At 61.0% G+C, this 22,453-nt stretch carries 20 protein-coding genes and 1 pseudogene; 13 read left to right on the top strand and 8 right to left on the bottom strand.

Annotated features, from left to right (window positions below; translation table 11 throughout):
• Positions 1 to 266: GntR family transcriptional regulator (locus tag ABRP98_RS08380; RefSeq protein ID WP_349858642.1), on the bottom strand; the 266-nt coding region annotated here is incomplete at its 3' end.
• 81 nt (positions 267 to 347) lie between these two features.
• Between ABRP98_RS08380 and pdxS the strand changes: the two genes are divergently transcribed.
• Positions 348 to 1,235: a pyridoxal 5'-phosphate synthase lyase subunit PdxS gene (gene pdxS, locus ABRP98_RS08375; protein WP_126318381.1), complete on the top strand. Its 888-nt coding sequence runs from the start codon at positions 348 to 350 to the stop codon at positions 1,233 to 1,235.
• The gene (gene pdxT, locus ABRP98_RS08370) at positions 1,195 to 1,854 is read left to right on the top strand and encodes a pyridoxal 5'-phosphate synthase glutaminase subunit PdxT (RefSeq protein WP_502878792.1); all 660 of its coding nucleotides are present in this window, start codon (positions 1,195 to 1,197) and stop codon (positions 1,852 to 1,854) included. The genes pdxS and pdxT overlap by 41 nt, the downstream gene beginning before the upstream one ends.
• On the opposite strand, the pseudogene ABRP98_RS08365 reads toward pdxT, so the two are convergent.
• The 4 genes and pseudogenes from ABRP98_RS08365 to ABRP98_RS08350 all read right to left on the bottom strand — a co-directional run bounded on the left by ABRP98_RS08365 (position 1,851) and on the right by ABRP98_RS08350 (position 9,876).
• Positions 1,851 to 3,921: pseudogene (locus ABRP98_RS08365) on the bottom strand (M3 family metallopeptidase). The gene pdxT and the pseudogene ABRP98_RS08365 overlap by 4 nt on opposite strands.
• 56 nt (positions 3,922 to 3,977) lie before the next feature.
• The gene (locus tag ABRP98_RS08360) at positions 3,978 to 5,402 is read right to left on the bottom strand and encodes a PepSY-associated TM helix domain-containing protein (protein ID WP_349858637.1); all 1,425 of its coding nucleotides are present in this window, start codon (positions 5,400 to 5,402) and stop codon (positions 3,978 to 3,980) included.
• Positions 5,403 to 5,958: 556 nt separating this feature from the next.
• The gene (locus ABRP98_RS08355) at positions 5,959 to 7,437 is read right to left on the bottom strand and encodes an ATP-binding protein (RefSeq protein WP_349858635.1); all 1,479 of its coding nucleotides are present in this window, start codon (positions 7,435 to 7,437) and stop codon (positions 5,959 to 5,961) included.
• 225 nt (positions 7,438 to 7,662) lie between these two features.
• Positions 7,663 to 9,876, bottom strand: coding sequence for an NADP-dependent isocitrate dehydrogenase (locus ABRP98_RS08350; RefSeq protein WP_349858633.1), 2,214 nt, complete (start codon positions 9,874 to 9,876; stop codon positions 7,663 to 7,665).
• A 191-nt stretch (positions 9,877 to 10,067) separates the two neighbouring features.
• Between ABRP98_RS08350 and ABRP98_RS08345 the strand changes: the two genes are divergently transcribed.
• The 11 genes from ABRP98_RS08345 to ABRP98_RS08295 all read left to right on the top strand — a co-directional run bounded on the left by ABRP98_RS08345 (position 10,068) and on the right by ABRP98_RS08295 (position 19,775).
• A complete protein-coding gene (locus ABRP98_RS08345) occupies positions 10,068 to 11,321 on the top strand; it encodes an MFS transporter (RefSeq protein ID WP_349858631.1) in 1,254 nt (417 codons plus the stop codon).
• A gap of 35 nt (positions 11,322 to 11,356) precedes the next feature.
• On the top strand, positions 11,357 to 12,250 hold the full coding sequence (locus tag ABRP98_RS08340; protein ID WP_349858629.1) for an exodeoxyribonuclease III: 894 nt from the start codon (positions 11,357 to 11,359) through the stop codon (positions 12,248 to 12,250).
• The gene (locus ABRP98_RS08335) at positions 12,250 to 13,197 is read left to right on the top strand and encodes a trimeric intracellular cation channel family protein (protein WP_349858628.1); all 948 of its coding nucleotides are present in this window, start codon (positions 12,250 to 12,252) and stop codon (positions 13,195 to 13,197) included. The genes ABRP98_RS08340 and ABRP98_RS08335 overlap by 1 nt, the downstream gene beginning before the upstream one ends.
• 50 nt (positions 13,198 to 13,247) lie before the next feature.
• Positions 13,248 to 13,439, top strand: coding sequence for a hypothetical protein (locus ABRP98_RS08330; protein WP_349858626.1), 192 nt, complete (start codon positions 13,248 to 13,250; stop codon positions 13,437 to 13,439).
• Between the two features lie 15 nt (positions 13,440 to 13,454).
• Positions 13,455 to 13,934: a DinB family protein gene (locus tag ABRP98_RS08325; protein WP_349858625.1), complete on the top strand. Its 480-nt coding sequence runs from the start codon at positions 13,455 to 13,457 to the stop codon at positions 13,932 to 13,934.
• An 11-nt stretch (positions 13,935 to 13,945) separates the two neighbouring features.
• Complete coding sequence (trpS, locus tag ABRP98_RS08320; RefSeq protein WP_284781868.1) at positions 13,946 to 14,977, top strand: tryptophan--tRNA ligase; 1,032 nt, start codon at positions 13,946 to 13,948, stop codon at positions 14,975 to 14,977.
• A gap of 95 nt (positions 14,978 to 15,072) precedes the next feature.
• On the top strand, positions 15,073 to 16,152 hold the full coding sequence (locus tag ABRP98_RS08315) for a YhjD/YihY/BrkB family envelope integrity protein (protein WP_023016827.1): 1,080 nt from the start codon (positions 15,073 to 15,075) through the stop codon (positions 16,150 to 16,152).
• A gap of 55 nt (positions 16,153 to 16,207) precedes the next feature.
• Complete coding sequence (locus ABRP98_RS08310; RefSeq protein ID WP_349858624.1) at positions 16,208 to 17,104, top strand: RDD family protein; 897 nt, start codon at positions 16,208 to 16,210, stop codon at positions 17,102 to 17,104.
• Positions 17,105 to 17,150: 46 nt separating this feature from the next.
• Positions 17,151 to 18,062, top strand: a complete 912-nt coding sequence (locus tag ABRP98_RS08305; RefSeq protein ID WP_349858622.1) for an amidohydrolase family protein — start codon at positions 17,151 to 17,153, stop codon at positions 18,060 to 18,062.
• 31 nt (positions 18,063 to 18,093) lie between these two features.
• Positions 18,094 to 18,771, top strand: a complete 678-nt coding sequence (locus ABRP98_RS08300) for a type 1 glutamine amidotransferase domain-containing protein (RefSeq protein WP_023025374.1) — start codon at positions 18,094 to 18,096, stop codon at positions 18,769 to 18,771.
• A 179-nt stretch (positions 18,772 to 18,950) separates the two neighbouring features.
• Positions 18,951 to 19,775 carry an alpha/beta hydrolase fold domain-containing protein gene (locus ABRP98_RS08295; RefSeq protein ID WP_349858620.1) on the top strand — a complete coding sequence of 275 codons (825 nt, stop codon included), beginning with the start codon at positions 18,951 to 18,953 and terminating at the stop codon, positions 19,773 to 19,775.
• A gap of 159 nt (positions 19,776 to 19,934) precedes the next feature.
• Here the strand turns inward: ABRP98_RS08295 and ABRP98_RS08290 are convergent, their stop codons facing one another.
• Genes ABRP98_RS08290 through ABRP98_RS08280 form a run of 3 tightly spaced genes read right to left on the bottom strand, consistent with a single transcriptional unit; the run spans position 19,935 to position 22,415 of the window.
• Entirely contained in the window at positions 19,935 to 21,173 is a 1,239-nt protein-coding gene (locus tag ABRP98_RS08290; protein WP_349836590.1) for a SatS C-terminal domain-containing protein, read from the bottom strand.
• Positions 21,174 to 21,227: 54 nt separating this feature from the next.
• Entirely contained in the window at positions 21,228 to 22,136 is a 909-nt protein-coding gene (locus tag ABRP98_RS08285; protein ID WP_349858618.1) for a C40 family peptidase, read from the bottom strand.
• Positions 22,137 to 22,415, bottom strand: a complete 279-nt coding sequence (locus tag ABRP98_RS08280) for a chemotaxis protein (RefSeq protein WP_349858616.1) — start codon at positions 22,413 to 22,415, stop codon at positions 22,137 to 22,139.
• Between the last annotated feature and the right edge of the window lie 38 nt (positions 22,416 to 22,453).

Here is a 22,453-nt window from a genome sequence, read left to right as displayed (position 1 = left end):
GTATCGCGCGGCGGCGGGCTGTGGGGCAGGCGGGGGTTGATGACGGTGCCGGAGCCGACTTCCGCGCTGAGGTAGCCCTCGGCAGTGAGCTGCTCATATGCGGTGACCACGCTGCCGCGCGATACCCCGAGCTGCGTGGCCAGCGCGCGGGTGGAGGGCACAGCTTCGCCGGGCAGCAGCGCGCCGGAGGTGGCATCGGCGCGCACGGCGTCGGCGATTTGCACCGGCAGGGCGCGCGTATCGGCGGGGTCGAGGCGCAGGGGCATAAACACAGTATAAGTGGTACAACCCAACACGCGAGAAATGGTTCTTTACTTGTACCACTTGAGCAGGGCAGTATAGAGCGCATGACCGAAAACATTGCGACCACGCGCGTGAAACGTGGACTAGCTGACATGCTCAAGGGCGGCGTCATCATGGACGTCGTAACCCCGGAACAGGCGCGCATCGCCGAGGATGCGGGCGCAAGCGCCGTCATGGCACTTGAGCGCGTGCCTGCCGATATCCGCGCCCAGGGCGGCGTGGCCCGCATGTCCGATCCGGAGCTTATCGAGGGCATCGTCGACGCCGTATCCATCCCCGTGATGGCGAAGGCGCGCATCGGCCACTTCGTCGAGGCACAGATTCTGGGCGAGCTTGGCGTGGATTTCATCGATGAGTCCGAGGTGCTCAGCCCAGCCGATTACGTCAACCACATCAATAAGTGGGACTTCGACGTGCCGTTCGTGTGCGGCGCGACCAACCTGGGCGAGGCCCTGCGCCGCATCACCGAGGGCGCGGCCATGATTCGCTCCAAGGGCGAGGCCGGCACCGGCGATGTCTCCGAGGCCGTCAAGCACCTGCGCACCATTCGCGCGGAAATCGCCCGCCTGCAGCACCTCGACCGCGACGAGCTGTACGTCGCCGCCAAGGAACTCCAGGCGCCGTATGACCTGGTTGCGGAGGTTGCGGAGACGGGCAAGCTGCCGGTCGTCCTCTTCGTTGCCGGTGGCGTGGCCACGCCTGCCGATGCCGCTCTCGTCCGCCAGATGGGCGCCGAAGGCGTCTTCGTGGGCTCCGGCATCTTCAAATCCGGTAACCCGTCGGCGCGCGCGGAGGCCATCGTGAAGGCCGCCACGCTTTACGATGACCCCGCCGAGCTCGCCAAGCTCTCCCGCGGCCTGGGCGAGGCCATGGTCGGCATCAATGTCGGCGATGTGCCGGCACCGCACCGCCTGGCCGAGCGCGGCTGGTAATCGCGTGGCACACCCAGAAGAAGCAAGCGCTACGATCGGGGTGCTCGCGCTGCAGGGAGGCGTGGAAGAGCACCTGCGCGTCCTTGACGGCTTGGGGGCGGGGACGCGCCGGGTGCGCGTGCCGCGCGACCTTGAAGGCCTGGATGGGCTGGTGATTCCGGGCGGGGAGTCGAGTGTCATCGACAAGCTCGCCCGCACCTTCGGCGTGGCCGACCCGCTGCGCGAGGCCGCGGCCGCAGGCCTTCCCGTGCTCGCTACCTGCGCCGGGTTGATTTATTGCGCCCGCGAGCTGGATAACCCCTCGCCAGGCCAGCAGACACTGGGGCTGCTCGATATCACCGTGCGGCGCAATGCCTTTGGCAACCAGCGCTTTTCCGCCGAGCGCACCGTGCCGGTCGCGGTTGGGGAAGAAACGCTGCCCATCGAGGCGAGCTTCATCCGCGCCCCGCTGGTCACCCGCGTCGGTGAAGGCGTGGAGGTCATCGCGACCGTGCCGCGCGACGGCGCGGAGGAAGCGGTCGTGGGCGTGCGCCACGGCGCCGTCACCGCTTTGAGCTTTCACCCGGAAGAAAACGATGAGGCGCGCGTGCACGCCGCCTGGCTGGCCAGTATCCGCTAGGCGCCGGATAGGCCGCGGCGCTTGAGCAGCGGAGCGACGTCCTTATCGCGCCCGCGGAAGTCGCGGTAGGCCGCGCCGAAATCGCGGGAGGCGCCGCGGGAGAGGATAAGGTCCCGGAACTTTTGTCCTGCGGCGCGCAGATCGCTTTGTTCCTTGAACCACTCGAAGCCATCGGCATCGAGCGCCTCCGCCCACAGGTAGGAGTAGTAGCCCGCGGAGTAGCCGCCGGCGAAGATGTGGTTGAAGTACGTCGAGCGGTAGCGCGGGGCGATGTGCGGGTTATCCAGGCCCACCGCGCGCAGGGCCTCCTCCTCGAATGCGTCCACGGCCTCCGGGGTGGCCTCCAGCGTTGCGGCGTCCTTGGCGCTGAGCGAATGCCACGCCAAATCGATAATGGAGGCCGCCAAGTACTCCGAGGTGGCAAAACCCTGGCCAAATTCGGAGGCGGCGGTCACGGCATCGAGCAGCTCATCGGGGATCGGTTCGCCGGTGTCGACGTGGCGCGCATACTGCTTGACCAGTTGCTTATCCAGCGCCCAGTTCTCATTGATTTGCGAGGGGAACTCCACCCAGTCGCGCGGGACGTTGGTGCCGGCGAAGGTGGGATAGTGGACATCGGAAAGCAGCCCGTGCAAGGCGTGGCCGAATTCGTGGAAGAGGGTGTGTACCTCGTCCAGGCTCAGCAGGGGCTGGGAACCATCGGCGGGCTTGGTAATGCCCAGCACGTTGACGATGACCGGCTTGCGCTCCAGCAGGCCTGATTGGCCCACAAACTGGCTCATCCACGCGCCACCGCGCTTGGTGGGGCGGCCGAAATAGTCTGTGAGCAGCAGGCCAATCCCCTTATCGCCGTGCTCGACGTTATCTTCGTGTTCGTCATTTTCTCCGTGCTCGACACCCTTGTCGAGCACCTCCCAGACGCGCACGCCCTCGGCATAGCCCTCCAGGTCCTCGCGCGGAACCACAGAAATGCCGTACAGGCGCTCGGCGGCGGCGAATACGCCCTGGGTGAGGACCTTGTCCAGGGGGGAAGTACTGGCGCAACTCCTCTTCGTCGAGCGAGAAGTCGCGGGCGCGGACCTTGGATTCCCAGTAGGGCCAGTCCGCGGCGTGGAAGTCTTGCTCGTTGAGCGTGGCTTCCTCGGCTAATAGCTTGTGCTCGCCGGCGGCATTGGCCGCGGCCGCGGGGGCGAGGTCTGCGAGCATGTCGCGCGCGGCGTCGGCGCTGCCAGCGGTTTCTTCCGCGATGACGTAATCGGCGTGGGAAGCATACCCCAGCAGCTCGGCGCGTTCGGCGCGCAGCTGGACGGCCTCGATAAGCCCTGGAATGTTGTTTTCGGAGCCTCTGCTTGCCGATGCCGCATAGAGCTTCTTCCGCGCCCCCTCCCTAGCCAGGCGGGACTGCTCCGATTGCACGGTGGGCAGCTCGAGCGGGATGACGTAGCCTTCGCGGCCTAGGGCCTTGGCATCCGCCTTGGCCGAGGCGATGCGCTCGGCCGGCAGGCCCTCGAGCTCTTCTTCGGTGAACTCGACGGCGCGCTCGCGCGTGGAGGCCATGAGATTGCGGCCGAATTCCTCCGAGAGGGCCGAGAGACGCTGGTTGATATCGGATAGGCGGGCCTTGCCGGCGGCATCGAGATCCGCTCCCTGGCGCGCAAAGGTGCGCAGCAGGTGTTCGTGCAGGCGCGCGCCCTCCTCATCGCCGGCGGGTGGGGTGGCGTCCTTGATGCGCTGGTAGAGCTTTTCGTCCTGGTACATCGCATCGTAGTGGGTGGAAAGGCGCGGATGGATATCGGCGGCGATTTCTTCCATCTCATCAGTGACGTCCGTGCCCGAAAGATTGCCAAAGACCGACATCACGCGGTCGAGATCTTGGCCGGATCGCTCGAGGGCCTCCACGGTGTTTTCCCACGTGGGGGCGGCGGTGTTTTCGGTAATGGTGGTGAGCTCGGCGTCGTGGCGCGCGAGCGCTTCGTCGAAAGCGGGGCGGTAGTGCTCGACCTTAATCTCCGCAAACGGCGGGAGTTGGTAGGGCAACGATGAAGGGTGGAGTAATGGATTAGTCATAAATGACCAATGTACCCATTAACTCCACCCATCTGTGATGGCTTTCACTAAGAAGGCTAGCCCACCGTTACTAGCTCCGCGTCTTCATCCTGCTCCTTCTGCGGCGGCGTGGCCTTTCGCTTTCCAGTATTCATCACGATGATGTCTAGTACGAGGAATGCGGCAAGGGTAATGCCCAAAAGCGGCATAAATACACCGACGGTTGCGGCAAAGAGAGCGCCCAGGCCGGTGGTGGCCCAGGAGAAGTGCCGCTTGGAGCCAGGGGCGAATTGCGGTCGGCGCTTCCACCACATGTAGTAGCCCAGAACAACCATGGCGGCGATGGCGAGGCCGAGGGCAAAAAGGGCGATCTGCAGCGGCAGGCCAAACATGATGCCCATGTGCAGGTAGATGCCCCAGCTGCTGAGCTTGCTAAATAGCGGCAGCTCGGAGAAGGGCAGGCGGTCGATGACCTCGCCGGTGGAACCGTCGACGGATACCTCATCAGAGGTGTAGCGCCACTCGACCCAGCGCTCGCTAACCTTCCACCCCGAGTCGGTGTCCTCCGGGGCGTACAAGCGCAGCGGGCCCGTCAGGCCTTCCGCGCGGCCGGTGGCGTAGACGCGCTCTGCCTGCTCGGCGATGACCTCCGGATCCGGAGCCTCGCCCGGAGCCTCCGCATCCCCACCGTGAGCGCCGTGGGCACCGTGGCCTTCGTGCCCGGCGTGGGCATCGTGTGTGGCATCGGCGGAGGAATCGGTGACCAGCGCGGTTTCTACCGGCGTGGCCTTCCAGTTCATCTTCTCTACCACGGAATTGACGTTCCCGCCGGCCAGCTGGGACCAGGTGATGCCGGTAGCGGACAGGCCAATGAGCCCGATGAAAATCCATGCGCCCATCGTGGAGTGCAGGTGGGTGGCCTTCCAGCGCTTGGAGCGCTGCGGTTGGTTCTTTAGCGGTGAGGCAGCCTTTTTGGGCCGGCGGCGAATCCACCACATGTAGAGCCCGCCGCAGGCCAAGACCCACAGCCAGGAAGCGGCTAGCTCGGAATACAGCTCGCCCGGCTGGCCCAGGTGGAAGCTTTCATGCAGCGAAGAGATCCAGCGGCGCAGCGGCATTTCGCCCAGGCCAGAATAAGTGGGGTAGTCACCAATGACCTCGCCATCGGCCGGATTAATAAACACGGTGCGCTGCAGGCTCTCGTCGATGCCCGGATCCGCCACCAGCACGCGCGTAGAGTCCGTCGCCGATTCCGCCGGCCATACCTGGGAGACCGGCATATCCGGGTGCTCCTTCTGGGCAGCGCTGATTTGGTCCTCCAGGCTTACTGGGTTATTTACTTCCTCGACGGTCATGACGTCGCGGTAAGCAAACTTTTCCAGGGTGGGCGCCAGTGCATAGAGGCAGCCGGTCAATGCCGCGATAAGGATGAAGGGGCCGACGAACATGCCGCCGTAAAAGTGTATGCGTTGGATAAAGGAACGCAGAGTCGTCCGACTCATAAAATAGTTCTCTTTCGTGCTTAGTGGTCAGTTGCATGGGTGCTGATATCAACTGCACTAATAGTCGGAACTTAGGCAAACCTGGTTCCCGGAGAGTGAAAAATTTTTTCAGTTGTGTGAAAACGAGGGAGGCGAAAACGACGACACCGCGCGCCCTGGCGAAAGGAACGCGCGGTGAAATCTAGTTGGTGAGAAAGCTCTTACTTCTTCAGGCCATCGATGAAGTTGTTCCTGGTTTCCTTGGCTAGCAGCTTGTGCTCGCCGGCCATGTAAAGAGTTTCTGCGGAATCCAATCCATATGCTGCTCAGCTAATACAGCGCCGGCGAGGCGGAGGTCAGGCCCGTTGGATCGATATGGTGGTCGCCTTATTGTGCACGGGCGCGAGGCTTATCACGAGGTCTACACCACGCTAGCGGACTCAACCGTTTTGCCTTGAGAAGCAAGAAACGAGTAAGAAAAAGTTTGCGCAGTTAGATGGGTAGATTTGGTGATAAAAGCGGCTGTTTTGGCCAGTTTTTCGGCGAACGAAGCAAGAAAGACCGGCGGTGAGTGAGTCTAGTCCGCCCAGAACGGAACGTAGCGCATGGCACGTGCGCCGGCGTTAGGATCGTAAGGGCGAATCAGGCCTTCTTCGGCAGTGGCGTTAAGTAAGCGAGTCGCCTGAGCAGCCTGTGTGTCTTTAAGACCAAAGCGTTTACGGATCGATGCGTTGTTGATTACGCGATTGTCCAGAAAACCGAGTGCTGTGTGCTGATACGTTGCCTGTATTCTCTCGGCGGGTGACATCAACGCAAAAGTGCGGAATGCACTCAAAGTGACCATTGTTGAGCCGTTGGTACGAATGAGAGCAGGCGGGAAATGCTCAGCCTCCAGTGCAGACACGATCTTGTCCCACCCGCTGCCGCGCTGTTCCACAAAATGGGCCTGGCGTAGGGCTTCGCCCAATTTGGGGTTGCGCGTGAAAGATGCGCTATCGATAAAGCGTTGTGGGCTAACCAGTGGCGCGCCAGGATTGGTGATCTCCACTCGGTCGGTGAATATCTCCACGGTCAAGTATTTGCCTGAGTCGTCAAGGTTTTGGTGCATGAGTGCATTGGCCAAGACCTCGCGAAAGGCGATGCGCGGAAGCTCTGGGGTCACCACGCGGCGCCCCGATGCGTCGATGGACTCTCCTCCTGGGCGCACTGTGGCGAATAGCTCCATCACCTTGGGGAAAGAAAGGGCGTAGCCCTCGTCGAAGTTCCATTCGCGTTTGGTGCTTGTGCGGTTCGTGCCGTTGAACTGCAAGACACGGGGGCCTAGGTTTCGAAGCTGCGTAAAGTCAGATAAACGATGTGCATACATCAGTGCCGACCACGCAGGAATGCACCATCCAAGTTCGTGGGTGTAGCTAACGGCACCGTGCTCCTTAAACAGGTCAGCCAGGGCTGTGCCACTGATGCGAGGAACTTCGGGGCGATTTGCAAAGAAGGCTTCAGCGGAAAGGTAGTCGACCACCTCGGCTGCGGTCAATCCCTCGGCGACTAACGACGTTTCTGCTTCGAACTGGCTGAGCTTCTGCCATAGTTCGCGCTCAACTTTGGGGTAGTTGAGTAGGGGCTTGGTGTAGCTGCCTTGACGAAAGTGCCGTTGACCTTCGTATGCAAAAGGAGCCTCGTGTGGTGCTGCGATTCGTAACATCGTAACGAGCTTGTTTCCAATCTCGACGTCAAGGAATTTCAATTGAGGCGTGGGAATAATTGCCCTGCTCAGCCAGGGGAGGAGATCCTCATTTCCTTTCCCCTTGGTGGTTTGCCAGGAAAAAGATGTGCCGACAATCTGACGGTCATCGTTAATTCCCCAGATAAGATAAGCGGCGGTTTCATCATTGAGGGTAGCTGAGTTTCCAAGCGCACTAATGTAACGGGCGATTTCGGGACCTGAGGTTGCCGAGTTGACTTTGAATTCAATCCAGGGAAGTTCTGCGGGGAGTGAGCGAAAGCGATTAACTCGAGCAACGAGTTGCTCGGGAGTTGCGTCATTAAGCGGTGCCATTCTGGTTGCCTCGTTGAAGTTTGGAAAGATTCACAGTCGCTGTGTAGCGGCAATGATACTTGAGAAGCAAGAAACGAGCAAGAAAAAGTTTGCGCAGGTAGATGGGTTGATTTGGTGATAAAAGCGGCTGTTTTGTCCGGGTTTTCGGCGAACGAAGCAAGAAAAGACCGCCTCGAACTCCTAGGAGTAATCGAGGCGGTCTGTGGCTAGAAACCGGATGCGGCTTTACTTCTTCAGGCCATCGATGATCTCGTTGAACTGTGCGACAGGCCGCATGACAGCGGAGGTCTTCTCGTCGTTGGGCCAGTAGTAGCCGCCGAGGTCGGCGGGATCACCCTGGGCATCGATAAGAGCCTGGGAAATCTCATCGGCCTTGCCGGAAAGCTCGGAGGCGACGTCCTTGAAGGCGGCCGCGAGATCGGCATCCTCGGTCTGGTTAGCCAGCTCCTCGGCCCAGAAGGTAGCCAGGAAGAAGTGGGAACCGCGGTTGTCGTTCTCGCCCGCCTTGCGGGATGGGGACTTGCCCTCGTTCAGCAGGCGCTCGGTGGCCTTGTCCAGGGTGGTGGCCAGCACGCCGGCCTTCTCGTTGCCGTTGGTCTGGTTCTCGTGGCGGAAGGACTCGGCCAGTGCCAAGAACTCACCGAGGGAGTCCCAGCGCAGGTGGTTTTCTTCCTCCACCTGCTGGACGTGCTTCGGGGCGGAGCCGCCGGCACCGGTCTCGAAGAGGCCGCCGCCTGCCATCAGCGGAACCACGGACAGCATCTTGGCGGAGGTGCCCAGCTCGAGAATGGGGAAGAGGTCCGTGTTGTAGTCACGCAGCACGTTACCGGTCACGGAGATGGTGTCCTCGCCGCGGCGGATGCGCTCGATGGAGGTCTTGGTAGCGGTGACCGGATCCTGGATCTCGATGTCCAGGCCCTCGGTGTCGTGGTCCTTGAGGTACTTTTCCACGAGGGACTGGATATTGCGGTCGTGGCCGCGCTCTGGGTCGAGCCAGAAGATGGTCTTCATACCGGACAGGCGCGCGCGGTTGACGGCGAGCTTAACCCAGTCCTGGATCGGCTCGTCCTTGGTCTGGCAGGCGCGCCAGATATCGCCGGCCTCGACGTCGTGCTCGATGAGCACCTCACCCTTGGAGTTGCGGACCTCAACGGTGCCGGCTGCGGGCACCTTGAAGGTCTTGTTGTGGGAGCCGTACTCCTCGGCCTTCTTAGCCATCAGGCCGACGTTTGGCACGGTACCCATGGTGGTGGGGTCAAAGGCGCCGTTTTCCTTGCAGTCTTCGATGACGGCCTGGTACACGCCGGCGTAGGAGGAGTCCGGGATAACGGCGAGGGTGTCTTGCTCCTCGTCGTTCTTGTTCCACATGTGGCCGGAGGTGCGGATCATGGCCGGCATGGAGGCGTCAATGATGACATCGGAAGGAACGTGCAGGTTGGTGATGCCCTTGTGGGAGTTGACCATGGCGAGATCGGGGCCATCGGCAAGCGCGGATTCGAAGGCTGCCTTGATTTCCTCGCCATTGTCGAGCTTGTCCAAGCCCTCCAGGATGGAGCCCAAGCCGTTTTCGCCGTTGAGGCCGGCGGAGATGAGCTCGTCGCCGTACTTATCAAAGACATCGGCGAAGTAGGTGCGCACGACGTGGCCGAAGAGGATGGGGTCAGAGACCTTCATCATGGTGGCCTTCAGGTGGGTGGAGAAGAGCACGCCCTCTTCCTTGGCGCGCTTGACCTGCTGGAGCAGGAACTCATCGAGGGCCTTGGCGGACATGAAGGTGCCGTCGATGACCTCGTCCTTAAGAACCGGCAGTTCCGGCAGCAGGGTCTGCTCGCCGTCGGCGGTCTTCAGCACGATGGACAGGGTGTCTTCCTCGGGGATGATGACGGACTTCTCGTTGTGGCGGAAGTCGTTATCGTCCATGGTGGCGACGTTGGTCTTGGAATCCTTGGACCACTCGCCCATGCGGTGCGGGTGCTTCTTAACAAAGTTCTTTACGGCCTCCGGCGCGCGGCGGTCGGAGTTACCCTCACGCAGGACGGGGTTAACAGCGGAGCCCTTGACGGAATCGTAGCGGGCCGCGATGTCCTTTTCCTCGTCGGTGGACGGGTTATCCGGGTAATCAGGCAGGTCGTAGCCGGCGGCCTGCAGCTCGGCGATGGCCTTCTTCAGCTGCACCAGGGAAGCCGAGATATTCGGCAGCTTGATGATATTAGCCTCTGGGGTCTTGGCCATCTTGCCCAGTTCAGCCAGGGCGTCTTCCACCTTTTGGTCCTCGGTGAGGCGCTCTGGGAACTGCGCGGCGATGCGGGCAGCCAGGGAAATATCGCGGGTTTCTACGTCAATGCCCGCGGTGGAAGCGAAGGCCTCCACGATGGGCTTGAGGGAGTAGGTCGCCAGAAGCGGCGCCTCATCGGTACGGGTCCACGTAATCTTAGCCATGATTCTCCTATTAAATGTGGGAAAATTTCTTCAGGTGACCAGATTACCGATTTTGTCCGCTCCATGTGGAGCGCTCGGTACATTCCGGGGCTAGGTGGCATCGGTCACGGGGCCATGCGCTGGGTAAATCTCTTCACCTGTCCACGCCCTGAACATGCTTTATGCGCAGGTGGGGTGTATCGTCGCCCCTCGTGAAAATTATCGATCAGTTAAGCCCGCGCAGCGCCCATGAACACCGCATTCACCGTCGGCCTTTGCCCCGCCAGACGGAGATTTCTACTGCGCGCCGCACCATCGTCATGGTGGCGATGGCCCTTGGTGCGTTTGCTATCGGTACTACCGAGTTCGTCTCGATGGGCCTGCTGCCGCTGATCGCGGAGGATTTCGGCGTTTCTGAGGATACCGCCTCCACGCTGATTACCACCTACGCGCTCGGTGTAGTGGTCGGTGCGCCCCTGATTGCGGCGTTTACCGGCAAGCTCCCGCGCCGCCGCCTCATCCTCTTGCTCATCGGCTTTTTGGTGGTGGGCAACCTGCTGTCGGTACTCGCGCCGAATTACTGGGTGCTCATGGTGGCTCGATTCATCGCCGGCATGCCCCACGGAGCGTACTTCTCCGTGGCTAACCTGTCCGCGGCGTCGATGGCCCCTCCCGGCGGGCGCGGCAAGGCCATGGCTTTTGTGGGCATGGGCCTTGCCATCGCCACGGTCATCGGCGTGCCCGCGGCACAGGCCCTGGGTTCCGCGCTGGGGTGGCACGCGGCCTACCTGGTGGTCGTGCTCATCGGCCTTATTACCGCCGTAGCCCTGTTTTTCCTCATGCCGCACATGACGGAGATGAAACAGACCGATATCCGCACCGAGTTCGGCGCCTTTAAAAACAGCCAGGTGTGGCTCACCGTCATCATGGGCGTGGTGGGTTTCGGCGGCATGTTCTCCGTCTATACCTATATCTCCTGGACCATGACGGAGGTCGCTGGCCTGAGCGATAGCCTGATTTGGGTCGTGCTCATGGCCTACGGCATTGGCATGACGATAGGCAATGCCTTCGGCGGCTGGTTGGCGGACCGCAATCTCGAATTCGGGATCATCTTCGCCCTGGCCAGCTTGATCATCATTCTTACGGCCTTCTATTTCCTTTCCAGCCACGCCATCCCGGCCACCATTTGCTTTGGCATGGTGGCATTTATGGGTTCCACGTTGGTGCCGTCGCTGCAGCTGCGCTTGGTCCACGTGGCGGGCGATGCCCAGACCTTATCCGCCGCGCTCAACCAGTCCGCGCTCAATATCGCGAACGCAGCCGGTGCGACCATCGGCGGCATCGTCGTCGGTGCGGGCCTGGGCTATTCCGCCCCGGCGCTGGCGGGCGCCGGCTTGGCGGCCGCGGGTTGCGTTGTGTGGGCGATAACAATGTGGGATAAAAAACGCCTTGCAGGCCGCAGCTAGAAGTACCACCGCACACGCCTATATTCTGGAGCACCATGAGCCATACCATCGCTAGCGTCAACGTCAATGGAATCCGCGCCGCGTGCAAGCAGCGCAACGAAAACAACCCCGGCATGAATGCCTGGCTGGAGCAGACCCCGGCCGATATCGTGCTGATGCAAGAGGTACGCGCCACCCCAGATCAAGCCAGAAAGGCCCTGGCACCCGCCCTGGAAGCCGGCTGGCACTTGGAGCTTGCCGATGCCGCCGCCAAGGGCCGCGCCGGAGTAGGCATCCTCTCTCGCACGCCGCTTGCCGATTTCGAAATCGGCTTCGGCTCCTTTACCGATGCCGGCCGCTGGATTGCCGCGACCACCCGCGATATCCGCGTTGCCTCGCTGTACTTGCCTTCTGGCGATACCGATTCGCCAAAGCTGGATGAAAAATACCGCTTCTTGGATGAATTCGATTCTGTGCTGGCAGAAAACGCCGATAAGGACATGGTCATCGGTGGCGACTGGAATATCTGCCACCGCGCCCAGGATTTGAAGAATAATAAAGCCAACGAGAAGAAGGCCGGCCACCTGCCGGAAGAACGCGCCTTTATGGACCATATCTTCGGTAGCTTTCCGGATGAGGCGCCGCAGGAGAAAAAGAACCTGGGCGAGTGGCTCGGCGTCGTGGACTACGCGGGCACCACCCCGTGGGAGCCGGCCACCGCGCCGCAGTGGTTCGACGTGGCGCGCCGCCTCCACCCAGAGGCCGACGGCCCGTATACCTGGTGGACCTACCGCGGCCAGGCCTTCAATAACGATGCGGGCTGGCGCATTGACTACCAGGCCGCAACCCAGCCGCTGCTCGATCGCGCGCAGCGCACCTGGGTGGATAAGGCCCCGACCGTAGAGCAGCGCTGGTCCGATCACTCGCCGCTGCTGGTGGAATACGCCTGATGTCGCTGCTATTTAGCGTCCTGTACGTCATCGGCATTACCGCCGAGTCCATGACGGCTGCGCTATCGGCCGGCCGGCAAAAGCTCGATCTCTTCGGCGTGACGATGATCGCCTCCATCACGGCGCTAGGCGGTGGCACCGTCCGCGATATCGTGCTGGCGGATCCGCCGCTGACCTGGGTGGAACACCCCATCTATCTGGTCATCGTCATCGCCGCCGCCATCGTCACGGTGGGGATGTCCTTCCTCATGCACTATTTCCGCCACCTCTTCCTCATCCTCGATGCCTTGGGGCTGGCGGTCTTTTCCGTGCTGGGCACCCAGATTGCCGCGCACTTGGGCTATGGCTTCATCATCGCCTCTGTATCAGCGGTTATCTCCGGCGTCTTCGGCGGCGTGCTGCGCGATCTGCTCTCAGACCGCATTCCGCTGGTATTCTCCGGAGAGTTTTATGCGGCCATCTCGATTCTGGCGGCCGGGTTGTACATGATCCTCCTGCGCGCCGGGCTATCCGAGGAACCCACGGCGATCATCACCGCCCTAGTCTGCTTTAGCGCGCGCCTTGCGGCTATCTACTTTAAGAAGGGCCTGCCCGTCTTCGAGTACCGCGACGGCGAGCAACAGATGGATCCGCGCCTGCGGCTATCGGCGCGCATCGTGCGCGATGGTGCCCGCCGGGCCAAGCGGAAGGCGGGCGCGGCCACCCGCTACGCCAGCCCGATTACCCGGCCGCTGGGCCGCAGCAGGCGCACCGCAAGCGATTTTGCCTCGCCGCTCAGCCTCGAGGATCTAAATAGCAACCGGATCGCGCGGCCGCCTGCCCACCCATCCATTACCCGCCCCAGCGGCAAGCACTCGCCGGGAGCGAGGGGAGTGGATGTACAGCAGCAATGGACCTTCAACAAGGAGGATGTGGGCAGGCAAAGGACCCCCAAGCACAAGCAGTAGTGCTAGTATAAACACGTTAAAAATTTCGAAATCTGCAACGGAGAAAGTTCATGGCTCGCGCAATTATTCCTTTTGTCCTTGGCGCCGTAATCCTCGCCCTGAGCATCTGGTGGTGGACCGCTGTCGGACCGTCCTTCGCCTTCTTTGGCCCCATCGTCCTCATGGGCGTCGGCGGTGCCTTAATGGTGACCGGTTTCGCCGTCTTCATGGACATCGTCAGTCCCACCTCCCGCAAGGTCTAAGGGCGCGGTCTGGCGATGAGGGCTATCGATCTGCTTACGGACATGGCGCAACGCCCGCTCGATGCGCTCGCCGCATTGCCGGATCTGACTAACGAGACCGCCAATGCGCACTTTGGTGATCACCCGAATTCGATCACGTGGCTGCTATGGCACACCGGCCGCATGGCAGACCTGCAGCTAGCGCAACTGACTGGGGAAGAAGAGTTGTGGCAGCGCTACGACCTCGACCTGCCGGATGCCATGGGCTATGGCCAATCGGCGGAGGAAGCGCGTGCGGTGACCACGCAGGACATCGGCAAGCTCCGCAGCTATACCCAGGAAGCATTGGAGCAGGTCAAGGCGTATGTGACCTCGCTGGAGGATGGCAACCTCGATGACGTGATTGATACCTCGTGGACGCCGCACGTTACCCGCGGCGTCCGGCTGGTCTCGATTTTTGATGACGCCGCGCAACATCTTGGGGCGGCCAATCAGCAAGCAAAAATGACGGAGTAACATTACCTGACATGACTGATTCCACTGCATCTAATTCCGCATCCCGCGTACTTTCCGGCATCCAGCCCACCGCTGATTCCTATCACTTGGGAAATTACTTGGGAGCGCTGAAACAGTGGATTGACCTGCAGGAAGGCTACGATGCCTTTTACTTCATCCCGGATCTGCACGCGATTACCGTGGAGCAAAATCCGGAGGAGCTGCGCAACCGCACCATGGCGGGTGCGGCACAGCTCATCGCGCTGGGCATTGACCCGGAGAAGTCCACCCTCTTCGTCCAGTCCCACGTGCCCGCCCATGCGGAGCTGACCTGGGTATTCCAGTGCCTGACCGGCTTCGGCGAGGCCTCCCGCATGACGCAATTCAAGGATAAATCCGCCAAGCGCGGCGCCGATCGCACCTCGGTGGGCCTTTTTACCTACCCCATCCTGATGGCGGCCGATATCCTGCTGTACTCGCCGGATTACGTGCCGGTGGGCGAGGATCAGCGCCAGCACATGGAGCTCACCCGCAATCTGGCCGAGCGCTTCAACAATAAATACGGCGAGACCTTCCACGTGCCGGAGCCGTTCATTCCAGAGGGCGCGGCGAAGATCTATGACCTGCAGGACCCGACGTCCAAGATGTCTAAGTCCGGCCCCAACCCCAAGGGCTTGATCAACCTGCTTGACGCCCCGAAGACCTCTGCCAAGCGCATCAAGTCCGCCGTCACCGATGACCTGGGCACCGTCGCCTTCGACCGGGAAAACCAGCCGGGCGTATCGAACTTGCTGGTCATCCAGTCCGCACTGACCGGCGAGTCCATCGACTCCTTGGTGGAAAAGTACGCCGGCCAGGGCTACGGGCACCTGAAGGTGGATACCGCGGAGGCGCTCGAGGCCTTTACCACCCCGCTCAAGCAGCGCTACGACGAGCTCATGGCGGATCGCGGCGAGCTGGAGCGCATCCTGGAGCGCGGCGCCCAGACCGCACAGGAGGTAGCGCAGCCGCTTGTCGATGCCGTCTATGAAAAAGTCGGTTTCCTTCCCCGCCCGCGCAGGTAGTAGATACCCCTTAACCCACCCCACCAAGGGACAAGTGGGTGTTTGCCAGCTACGCTATACGAGGATAAACGCTGTGCGAACAAGAAGGGAAGCACGTGTCCACCACCACGCAATCCTCCTCTAAAAAGACGGACCACTACGGCATCGAGCGCGCGAACGCCGATGATCCGGGGGCGATAGATAAGGTCCGGCGTAAATCGCCCATGGTTGACCACCTCATGCGCATGCAAGAGCGCTATGCCGCAGAGGGCGGAAACCAATTTTCCGCTGGCATTACCTATTACTCGGTCCTGTCCATTTTCCCGTTGGCGATGCTGCTGGTGGCCACCATCGCCGCTGTCCTTGCTAACCGCGAAGACCTGCTCAATGATCTCCAGTCCTATATCACGGACTCCATTGACGGGAACCTCAGCGAGTCGGTCAATGAGATCTTGGATAAGGCCATTGACCAGCGCGGTGCCATGTTCGGTATCGGTGGTTTGACCACCTTGTGGTCCGGACTGGGCTGGATGAACCATCTGCGCATCGGCATTTCTGCCATGTGGGGCATCGATGCCAACGACGGTGGCTCCTTCCTGAAGAAGAAGTTCTCGGATCTTCTGGGCCTTATCGGCCTGATCGTCGCCTTCGTCGTGGCCTTCAGCGTGACCGCGGCGGGTTCCTCTGGGCTTACGCAGAAGGTATTTGACCTCTTAGGCATCGATTCCTTTCCTGGCATGGGCTACGTGTTCTTCTTTAGTGGCCTGCTGCTGGGGCTTATCGCCAACTTCATCGTCATGTGGTGGCTGATTATGATCCTGCCGCGCACGAAGGTGCCTAAGAAGTCCGGCTTTACCGGCGCCGCCATCGGTGCGGTGGCGTTCGAGGCCATCAAGCAGCTGTCCACAGTGATCATGTCCTCTGCCACCGGCAGTCCGGCCGGTGCGGTCTTTGGCCCGGTCATCGTCCTGATGATCGTCATGTACTTGGTGTGGCGCGTGGTGCTTTATATTTCCGCATGGACTGCGACGACCGCAGAATCCCTGAAGTACGCGCACCCGCCGGTTCCAGAACCTGCCGTTATTCGCGTGCGCAACGAGGTACGTGAGGGCGCACCAGCAGGTGCGGTCTTCGGCGTGGGCGCGGCGCTGGGCGCTGCGGCCGTGGGTGTGGCGAAGCTTTTCCGCCGGAAATAAAAATCCTCCCTACGGGTGAGGATCGCTGCGCTCTTTACCTTTAAGATAGGACACTATGAACGCCGATGATATTGCCCCAGACTTCTACGAAAAGTGGGACCTCGACCGCAGTGGTGACGAGGATGAGCTTTCCGTTTTATTGGAAGCAAAAGATATCAAGCTCGGGCAGCAAGGATATAACCCCGATGAGCCGCGGCGCGTACAGCTACGCATAGCGGCCAGCATCTTGGGCTCGGCGAAAAAGAGGGCCGAATACGATGAAGCATTGCGCACCGGCCTTCGCCCGACGTGGGGCGAGCTCGGCACGCTGAGTTCGGTGGGGCAGTGGTCCCCGGCACCGCGCTCGCAGAAAAGCTTCCACGATCAACCGCAGGGTGGTCCGGAGCAGGCGCCGGATTTTGCCCAGCCCAGCCCATATAGCTCCCCGTACGCGCAAAACCCATTTGGTCAGCACGCATCATCGCAGCAGCAGATGTCGCCGTCGTTCGCTGCCCCGCCGGTGCCGTTCCAGCAACAGGCACAGGAACGGCCTTCGCAAAGCACGCGCATTGGCATGGGCATCTTGGATTTCTTCTTGGCCGGTGGCATCAGCAGTGCGTTTGGCGCGGGTGTTGACGAGCTCGTGGATGTAGAAGCCCTGTCCTTTGTCGTTTTCTGCATCGTCATGGTGGTCTACGTTCTGGGCAGCGAAGTTTGGTTGGGCGCTAGCCCGGCAAAGATTCTTGCCGGCTATACCGTGCGGGATGTGGATACGAAGGAAAAGCTCAGCCTCAGCCAGTCCGCCAAGCGCCAGTGGTGGCGCCTAATTAACTTGATTCCTGGTATCGGGCAATTGGTGGGCATGTTGGGCGCGGTGGTGCACGCGACCACCATTAATGAGGAAAACAACCTGCGCGGCTCGCACGACGATCTTGCAAACGCTGAGGTGGTCAAGAGGAAGCCGCGCAAGTAGAACGCTGACATGGCGCATCCCAGGGCTGGTGCCTACGATGGTGCGCATGCATGATGCACCTTTAATTAGCCCCGAAAATAAGGATTCCGCCGAGAGCGTGGTGGAACAACTGCCCAAGGTATCCCTGTGGGAACCGGTCCGTTCGCAGGCCAGCACCGCGGAGGAATTGAACGCGGATATTCGCGAACAGTGCGCCCAGCTTGCCGATGACCACGTGGTCTACGCCGAGTTGCAGCTCAACCCCGCGGCTTATTCTTTCGATACCTCTGCAATCGTGCGCGAGGTGGCCGCGGAACGCTTCGGCGATCTTGAGATTCAGTTTGTCCTTGAGGCAGCAGAGCCGGCGGCTAACGCAGGGGATGCTGCGGGCGTTGCGGGCTACACCCTACCGGAAGGTAGCGCTGCCGCCGCGGCGGAGTTCCGCACGAAGTACCTGCCTACCCAAATCGCGGTGGGCGAGGAATTCTCCGCCACCGCAAGCGCCGCCCAGGCCGGCGTGAACCGCTTGCTGCGACCAGTAAATATGATTGATGATTTCACCGCCGATGTCGATGGAATCCGCCCAGGTAAAGCTTCCGGATGGATCCGCGACCGACACATTCCATTGGTATTCTCGCCCTTGGATGACGTTGAGGAGCTGACGGATCATCCGCTGCCCCTGTTGCAGCAGCTTGGTTTTACCTGCTCGGTCTCCTCCGGCGATTCCACGCTGAGCAGGCAATTTCTCGCCTTGAGCGAGACCTTTGGGTACGGCTTGGAGGAGTTTTTCGATCTCACCGTGAAGGCGATTGAAAATATTTTCGGCACGGAGGAGACAAGGCAGCGTATCCTTGAGACCGTTGTCCTTCCGGCCTACGAGGACCTCTCCGTTCCGGAACTTGCCGGCCCCGATACTGAGGAGTCGCTCCAAGATTCCGGGTTCTCAATGAACCTGAATGACAACGCTTCCGAAAAGTAATAGAGAGTTAATCTACATAAAGGAGGAAGACATGCCTTCCGCACTATTCGTTGTTACCGCCGCTGATAAGTGGACGCTTGCTGATGGCAGCGCCCGCCCTACCGGTTACTGGGCCGAGGAGCTCATCGCTCCGCACCGCGTTTTTAAGAACGCTGGTTGGGATATCGACTTTGCTACGCCGAACGCAAAGGCCCCAGTGGTAGACGAGTACAGCCTCGAGGTATTGTCTGAGGGCGACCGCGCCGAGCAGGAGAATTACCTCGCAGAAATCGGTCCAGACCTGGAAGACCCACTGAACTTGGCCGATGTTAAGGAAGCTGACTACGACCTCGTCTTCTACCCCGGCGGCCACGGCCCGATGGAGGACTTGGCTTATGACCAGGACTCCGCCAAGCTGCTGCAGGAGCGCATCGAATCCGGTCGCGCTCTGTCCCTAGTCTGCCACGCACCGGCCGCATTGCTCGCACTGGACAATGATAACTGGCCACTCAAGGGCTACACCATGACCGGCTTTACCAACGCCGAAGAGGGCGAGGAGACCATCGCCGCTGCCAAGTGGGTTGTTGAGACCCGCCTGCGCGAACTCGGCGCTGATTTCAAGCAGACCGATCCGATGCAGCCTTATGTTGAGGTTGACCGCAACCTGTACACCGGTCAGAACCCGGCATCGTCTGAGCCTTTGGCACAGCGCATCCTGCGCGACTTTTAATGCGGGCGCTGAAAGCTCTCGCTGCAGGCAGCGCGGTAGTAGGGGCGTCGGCGTATATAAAGAGTCGTCGTCCTTATCTGCGCAGCGTTGCACCTGAGCTTCGCAGCCCATTACTGTACCTGCCGCTGCACTTGCTCTCGGGTGATCGATTCGCTCGAACGAGCAGGCTATTTGCCAATATGGACGTGGCACGTCCGAAGTGGCGCCCGGTGGACATCGAAGAGCTATCTTGTTCTTTTGAAGACCAAGCATTCCGTGCCCGCGTTATTACTCCACGCGGAGATGGAACGCCAGCCGAGCCACGTCCCGTGGTGATGTGGATTCACGGCGGAGGTCACCTGCTCGGTGGCCCGGCGATGCATGATCCCCAAACTTCGCTCATCGCATCGGAGTTGGGGGCCATTGTCATTGCACCGCGCTATCTCAAATCCACGCAGGAACCTTTTCCTGCGGATCTGGAAGAGTGTTATGCCGCTTTGCGCTGGATGCAGGAAAACGGTGAGCTTTTAGGCGCGGATACTTCGCGCATTGCGGTCGCTGGCGATAGCGCCGGCGGCGGCTTGGCCGCAGGCCTTGCCCAGCGCACGGTGGATGAAGACCGTCCCATTCGAGCGCTTGGATTGGTCTATCCAATGCTTGATCACCGCACCATTGCTAAAGAGGGTGCGGTGGGGCAGTTTATTTGTCCGCCGAACTTAAATCGCGGCGCCTGGGATATGTACTTAGGAAAGGACCATTTAGAAGCCCCGCTGCCACCGTATGCATCGCCGGCGACGCGTTCGGATCACTCGGGGATGCCGCCCACGTGGATCGGCGTGGGAGACATCGATCTTTTTCATGATGAATCCGTGGCCTTTGCTACCGCACTGCAGGACGCCGGAGTCGAGACCACACTTGATGTGTATGCAGGTGCCTATCACGGCTTCGATCAGGTACGCCCGCGCGCGCCCCAATCGCGCAGAATGCTGGGAGATCTTATCGAGCACCTCGGCTCCCACCTCTAGCCGCACTTGATGCGGAATGAGGTGTAGGTGAAAATGCAGCAACCGCCCCAGTCCACGCTCCACTGTGAGGAGTGGCTGGACTGGGGCGGTCTTCTGTTAGTAACGGCTCCCGGCAGCTGAGGTAGCTAGAGCCGGTAGTCCGCAGGGCAGAGTAAAAACTTAAAAGCGGGAAAAACGCTTAATTAGCATGTTCTCAAGACCCTTCCAGGACTCCGCATGCTCGTTATACGGCTTCGATGGGACGTAGCCTGCGTGCTCGGTGGAACCGAGCATGTAGCCCAGGTAGTCCTGCAAGCGTGGGTTCGCCAGCATATAGGAGTTAATGGAATCGTCCCCGGCCCAGTCCGCGGCATCGGCGCAGACCTCGTAGCAGCGGGCTAGTTGGTCGGAGTCGACCGCTTCCGGTCCCTTTTCAATATCGCGCACGATGCCATTAAAGGAATACTGGTTATCCGGGTGGACCTGGACCTCGAGTTCACCGGCATTGGCGGCGGTGACAACGTCCTGCCAGGTGGATACGCGCGCCAAGTCGTGGTCATCATTATCGATGAGCCACCGCACCAGCGTCTTGGAGGAATCGAAGGTAAAGATTTCGCCCCATTTGCCTAAGAAGATGGGCTTGCCGTCCAAGTAGGTGCGCAGCGTGTAGACGGACTTGGACTGTGCGGTGATTTTAATCGGGTCGATTCCGGCGGCGGCCCAAGGGGACTCGTCATAAGGGTCGGCGGCTTCCGCCGCGGCCTTACGCTTTTCTTCAGCTTCCTTGGCGGCAGCGTCGGCGGCGTCCGCGGCCTCGGAGATGCGGGTTTCGGCATCGGAGATAGCGGAGGCATCGAATTCATCGCTAGGAACGACGCGGACGCTTTTATCCAAATCCGCGATGACCTTCTTCCAATTGGTCAAGATGACCCGTCCGACGCCGGTCCACTCATTCAGCCCCTGCTCACCGGAGTAGTGATCGGCGCCGCGGGAGACGTTGCGCAGGATGGAGTGGGTGGCGAAGAAGATGGTGGTTTGTTCGGCAGCGGCGACATCGGCAAGGGCAGATGCCACCTCGAGGTTGCGCGCCACGGTTGCGACATTGGCGTGGCTGGGGCGGCCAGCGAGGGCTTCCGGCATGCCAATCAGATCGTATTCATCGCGCTTGGCTGGGGTAACGCGGTGCGCTGGGCGGGCGGCAAATTGTTCCCACTGCGGGTGATCTAGCAGGTCATGCTTGGCATCGGACTCCAGGTAGCACAGCAGCTCAGCGGGGGAGTCAAAGACCAAGACGGAGTCATCGTCGCCCAAAAAGGCTTGCCATTCGGAGCCGCCTTCGCGCCACTTGGGCGCCCAGAGGGTATAAAAATCGCCCTCAGTCAGGGAGAGCTTAATAGGCACAATCGCACGGGTACTCATGGCCTTTTAGCATACCCAACGCCCCTGCGGCCCCGCGGAATTGCCGGGCGCTTGTCAGGCAGTCGGCCGCCAAAAGCCCTTAAATTGCATGCCCATATTATTCGTCCGCAGCGGGTTAGTCTGCACGGGGTCGCCGGCCTCCACGATCTCGCCATTGCCGGAATACATCGCCACATGGCCATCCCAAACCACCAGATCGCCGGGCTGGAGCTGATCAGCGCTGACCTGCTTGCCGATGGCCTGTTGGTCCGCCGTGCGCGGAATATCCACCCCTGCCTGGGAATAGGCCCATTGTGTAAGCCCCGAGCAGTCAAAGCCGCCGTTGCCTGTTCCGCCCCAGGTATAAGGTCGGCCCAATTGGCTCTTGGCCGCGGCAACGGCCGCCCGGCCTGCGCCCGATCCGGCTTCGGTACTCGCCGGCGGGTTCGGTGTGGGAGCAGCGGCCAGTTCTGCTGGAGGGGCCACGGCCGTGTGCGTCGCCGCGGCAGCCATGGCTTGCTGGGGCTGGCCCACGGCGGATTCCACCGGGCGCTGGGAGATAGACAAAAGGGCCGCAGCAGCATTGGTGAGCTCGTTTTTCAGGCGGTTAACCCGGGCCATCGCCAAGCCAATATGCTCATCTATCACGGAGCGAAGTGAGGCAAGTGCTGTGGCGCGAGAGGCGGGGTCGAGGGAGATAAATCCCATCGCGATGGGCGCAGCGGCGCGGATGAGCTGCGTGCCGATGCCGAAGATATCGCCGGCGGCCGCTGCGATAAGGCTGCGCGCCTGGCCAAGTACGGCGGAGACGGTCTCGTTATCGCCGGTAAGGAGATCCGCGGCGGCGATAAGTTGGGAGGCGTCACCGTGCGCGATATCCGCAAGTGGCGGTACGGCGGAGATATCTGGGACGCGGGGAAGCTGGACATCGGGAAGCGGCGAGGGCTGCAGCGCGGCAATATTCTTAATGGCAGTAGCAAGCACTTACATCGCCGCCTCGAGGGAGTCGCGCAACGCCGCATCGGAGTCTTCCGCCTCGCGTGACATCTGGAAGGAAGACTGCGCAATATGGCCCATATCGCGGCGCAGCATGGTCATCCGCGCCCCAATATTGTCCAAGGCGGCATGAACGGCCTCATTGAACCCGGTAAAAGCCGGATCTTCGGGCAATGCCGGGTGGGGCGGGTTGTCTCCTTGCGCGTTTGAATGCAGGTCACGGGCTAAATGGCGGGCGTGGGCGGTATCGATCTGAAATGGTCTCATGCCCTATTGGACTGGCCAATGGCCCAAGTGGTTCCCAA

The organism is Corynebacterium sp. KPL2838 (genome assembly GCF_040225455.1).
GTDB lineage: Bacteria > Actinomycetota > Actinomycetes > Mycobacteriales > Mycobacteriaceae > Corynebacterium > Corynebacterium rhinophilum.
Note: the sequence above shows the minus strand (reverse complement) of the source record. Positions and strands in the feature narration are given on the sequence as shown.

Bases quoted from the DNA above. Each gene is read 5' to 3' on its own strand.
- pdxS (WP_126318381.1), top strand. From the start codon at position 348: ATGACCGAAAACATTGCGACCACGCGCGTGAAACGTGGACTAGCTGAC.
- pdxT (WP_502878792.1), top strand. From the start codon at position 1,195: ATGTGCCGGCACCGCACCGCCTGGCCGAGCGCGGCTGGTAATCGCGTG.
- ABRP98_RS08360 (WP_349858637.1), bottom strand. From the start codon at position 5,402: ATGAGTCGGACGACTCTGCGTTCCTTTATCCAACGCATACACTTTTAC.
- ABRP98_RS08355 (WP_349858635.1), bottom strand. From the start codon at position 7,437: ATGGCACCGCTTAATGACGCAACTCCCGAGCAACTCGTTGCTCGAGTT.
- ABRP98_RS08350 (WP_349858633.1), bottom strand. From the start codon at position 9,876: ATGGCTAAGATTACGTGGACCCGTACCGATGAGGCGCCGCTTCTGGCG.
- ABRP98_RS08340 (WP_349858629.1), top strand. From the start codon at position 11,357: ATGAGCCATACCATCGCTAGCGTCAACGTCAATGGAATCCGCGCCGCG.
- ABRP98_RS08335 (WP_349858628.1), top strand. From the start codon at position 12,250: ATGTCGCTGCTATTTAGCGTCCTGTACGTCATCGGCATTACCGCCGAG.
- ABRP98_RS08330 (WP_349858626.1), top strand. From the start codon at position 13,248: ATGGCTCGCGCAATTATTCCTTTTGTCCTTGGCGCCGTAATCCTCGCC.
- ABRP98_RS08325 (WP_349858625.1), top strand. From the start codon at position 13,455: ATGAGGGCTATCGATCTGCTTACGGACATGGCGCAACGCCCGCTCGAT.
- trpS (WP_284781868.1), top strand. From the start codon at position 13,946: ATGACTGATTCCACTGCATCTAATTCCGCATCCCGCGTACTTTCCGGC.
- ABRP98_RS08310 (WP_349858624.1), top strand. From the start codon at position 16,208: ATGAACGCCGATGATATTGCCCCAGACTTCTACGAAAAGTGGGACCTC.
- ABRP98_RS08305 (WP_349858622.1), top strand. From the start codon at position 17,151: ATGCATGATGCACCTTTAATTAGCCCCGAAAATAAGGATTCCGCCGAG.
- ABRP98_RS08300 (WP_023025374.1), top strand. From the start codon at position 18,094: ATGCCTTCCGCACTATTCGTTGTTACCGCCGCTGATAAGTGGACGCTT.
- ABRP98_RS08295 (WP_349858620.1), top strand. From the start codon at position 18,951: ATGGACGTGGCACGTCCGAAGTGGCGCCCGGTGGACATCGAAGAGCTA.
- ABRP98_RS08290 (WP_349836590.1), bottom strand. From the start codon at position 21,173: ATGAGTACCCGTGCGATTGTGCCTATTAAGCTCTCCCTGACTGAGGGC.
- ABRP98_RS08280 (WP_349858616.1), bottom strand. From the start codon at position 22,415: ATGAGACCATTTCAGATCGATACCGCCCACGCCCGCCATTTAGCCCGT.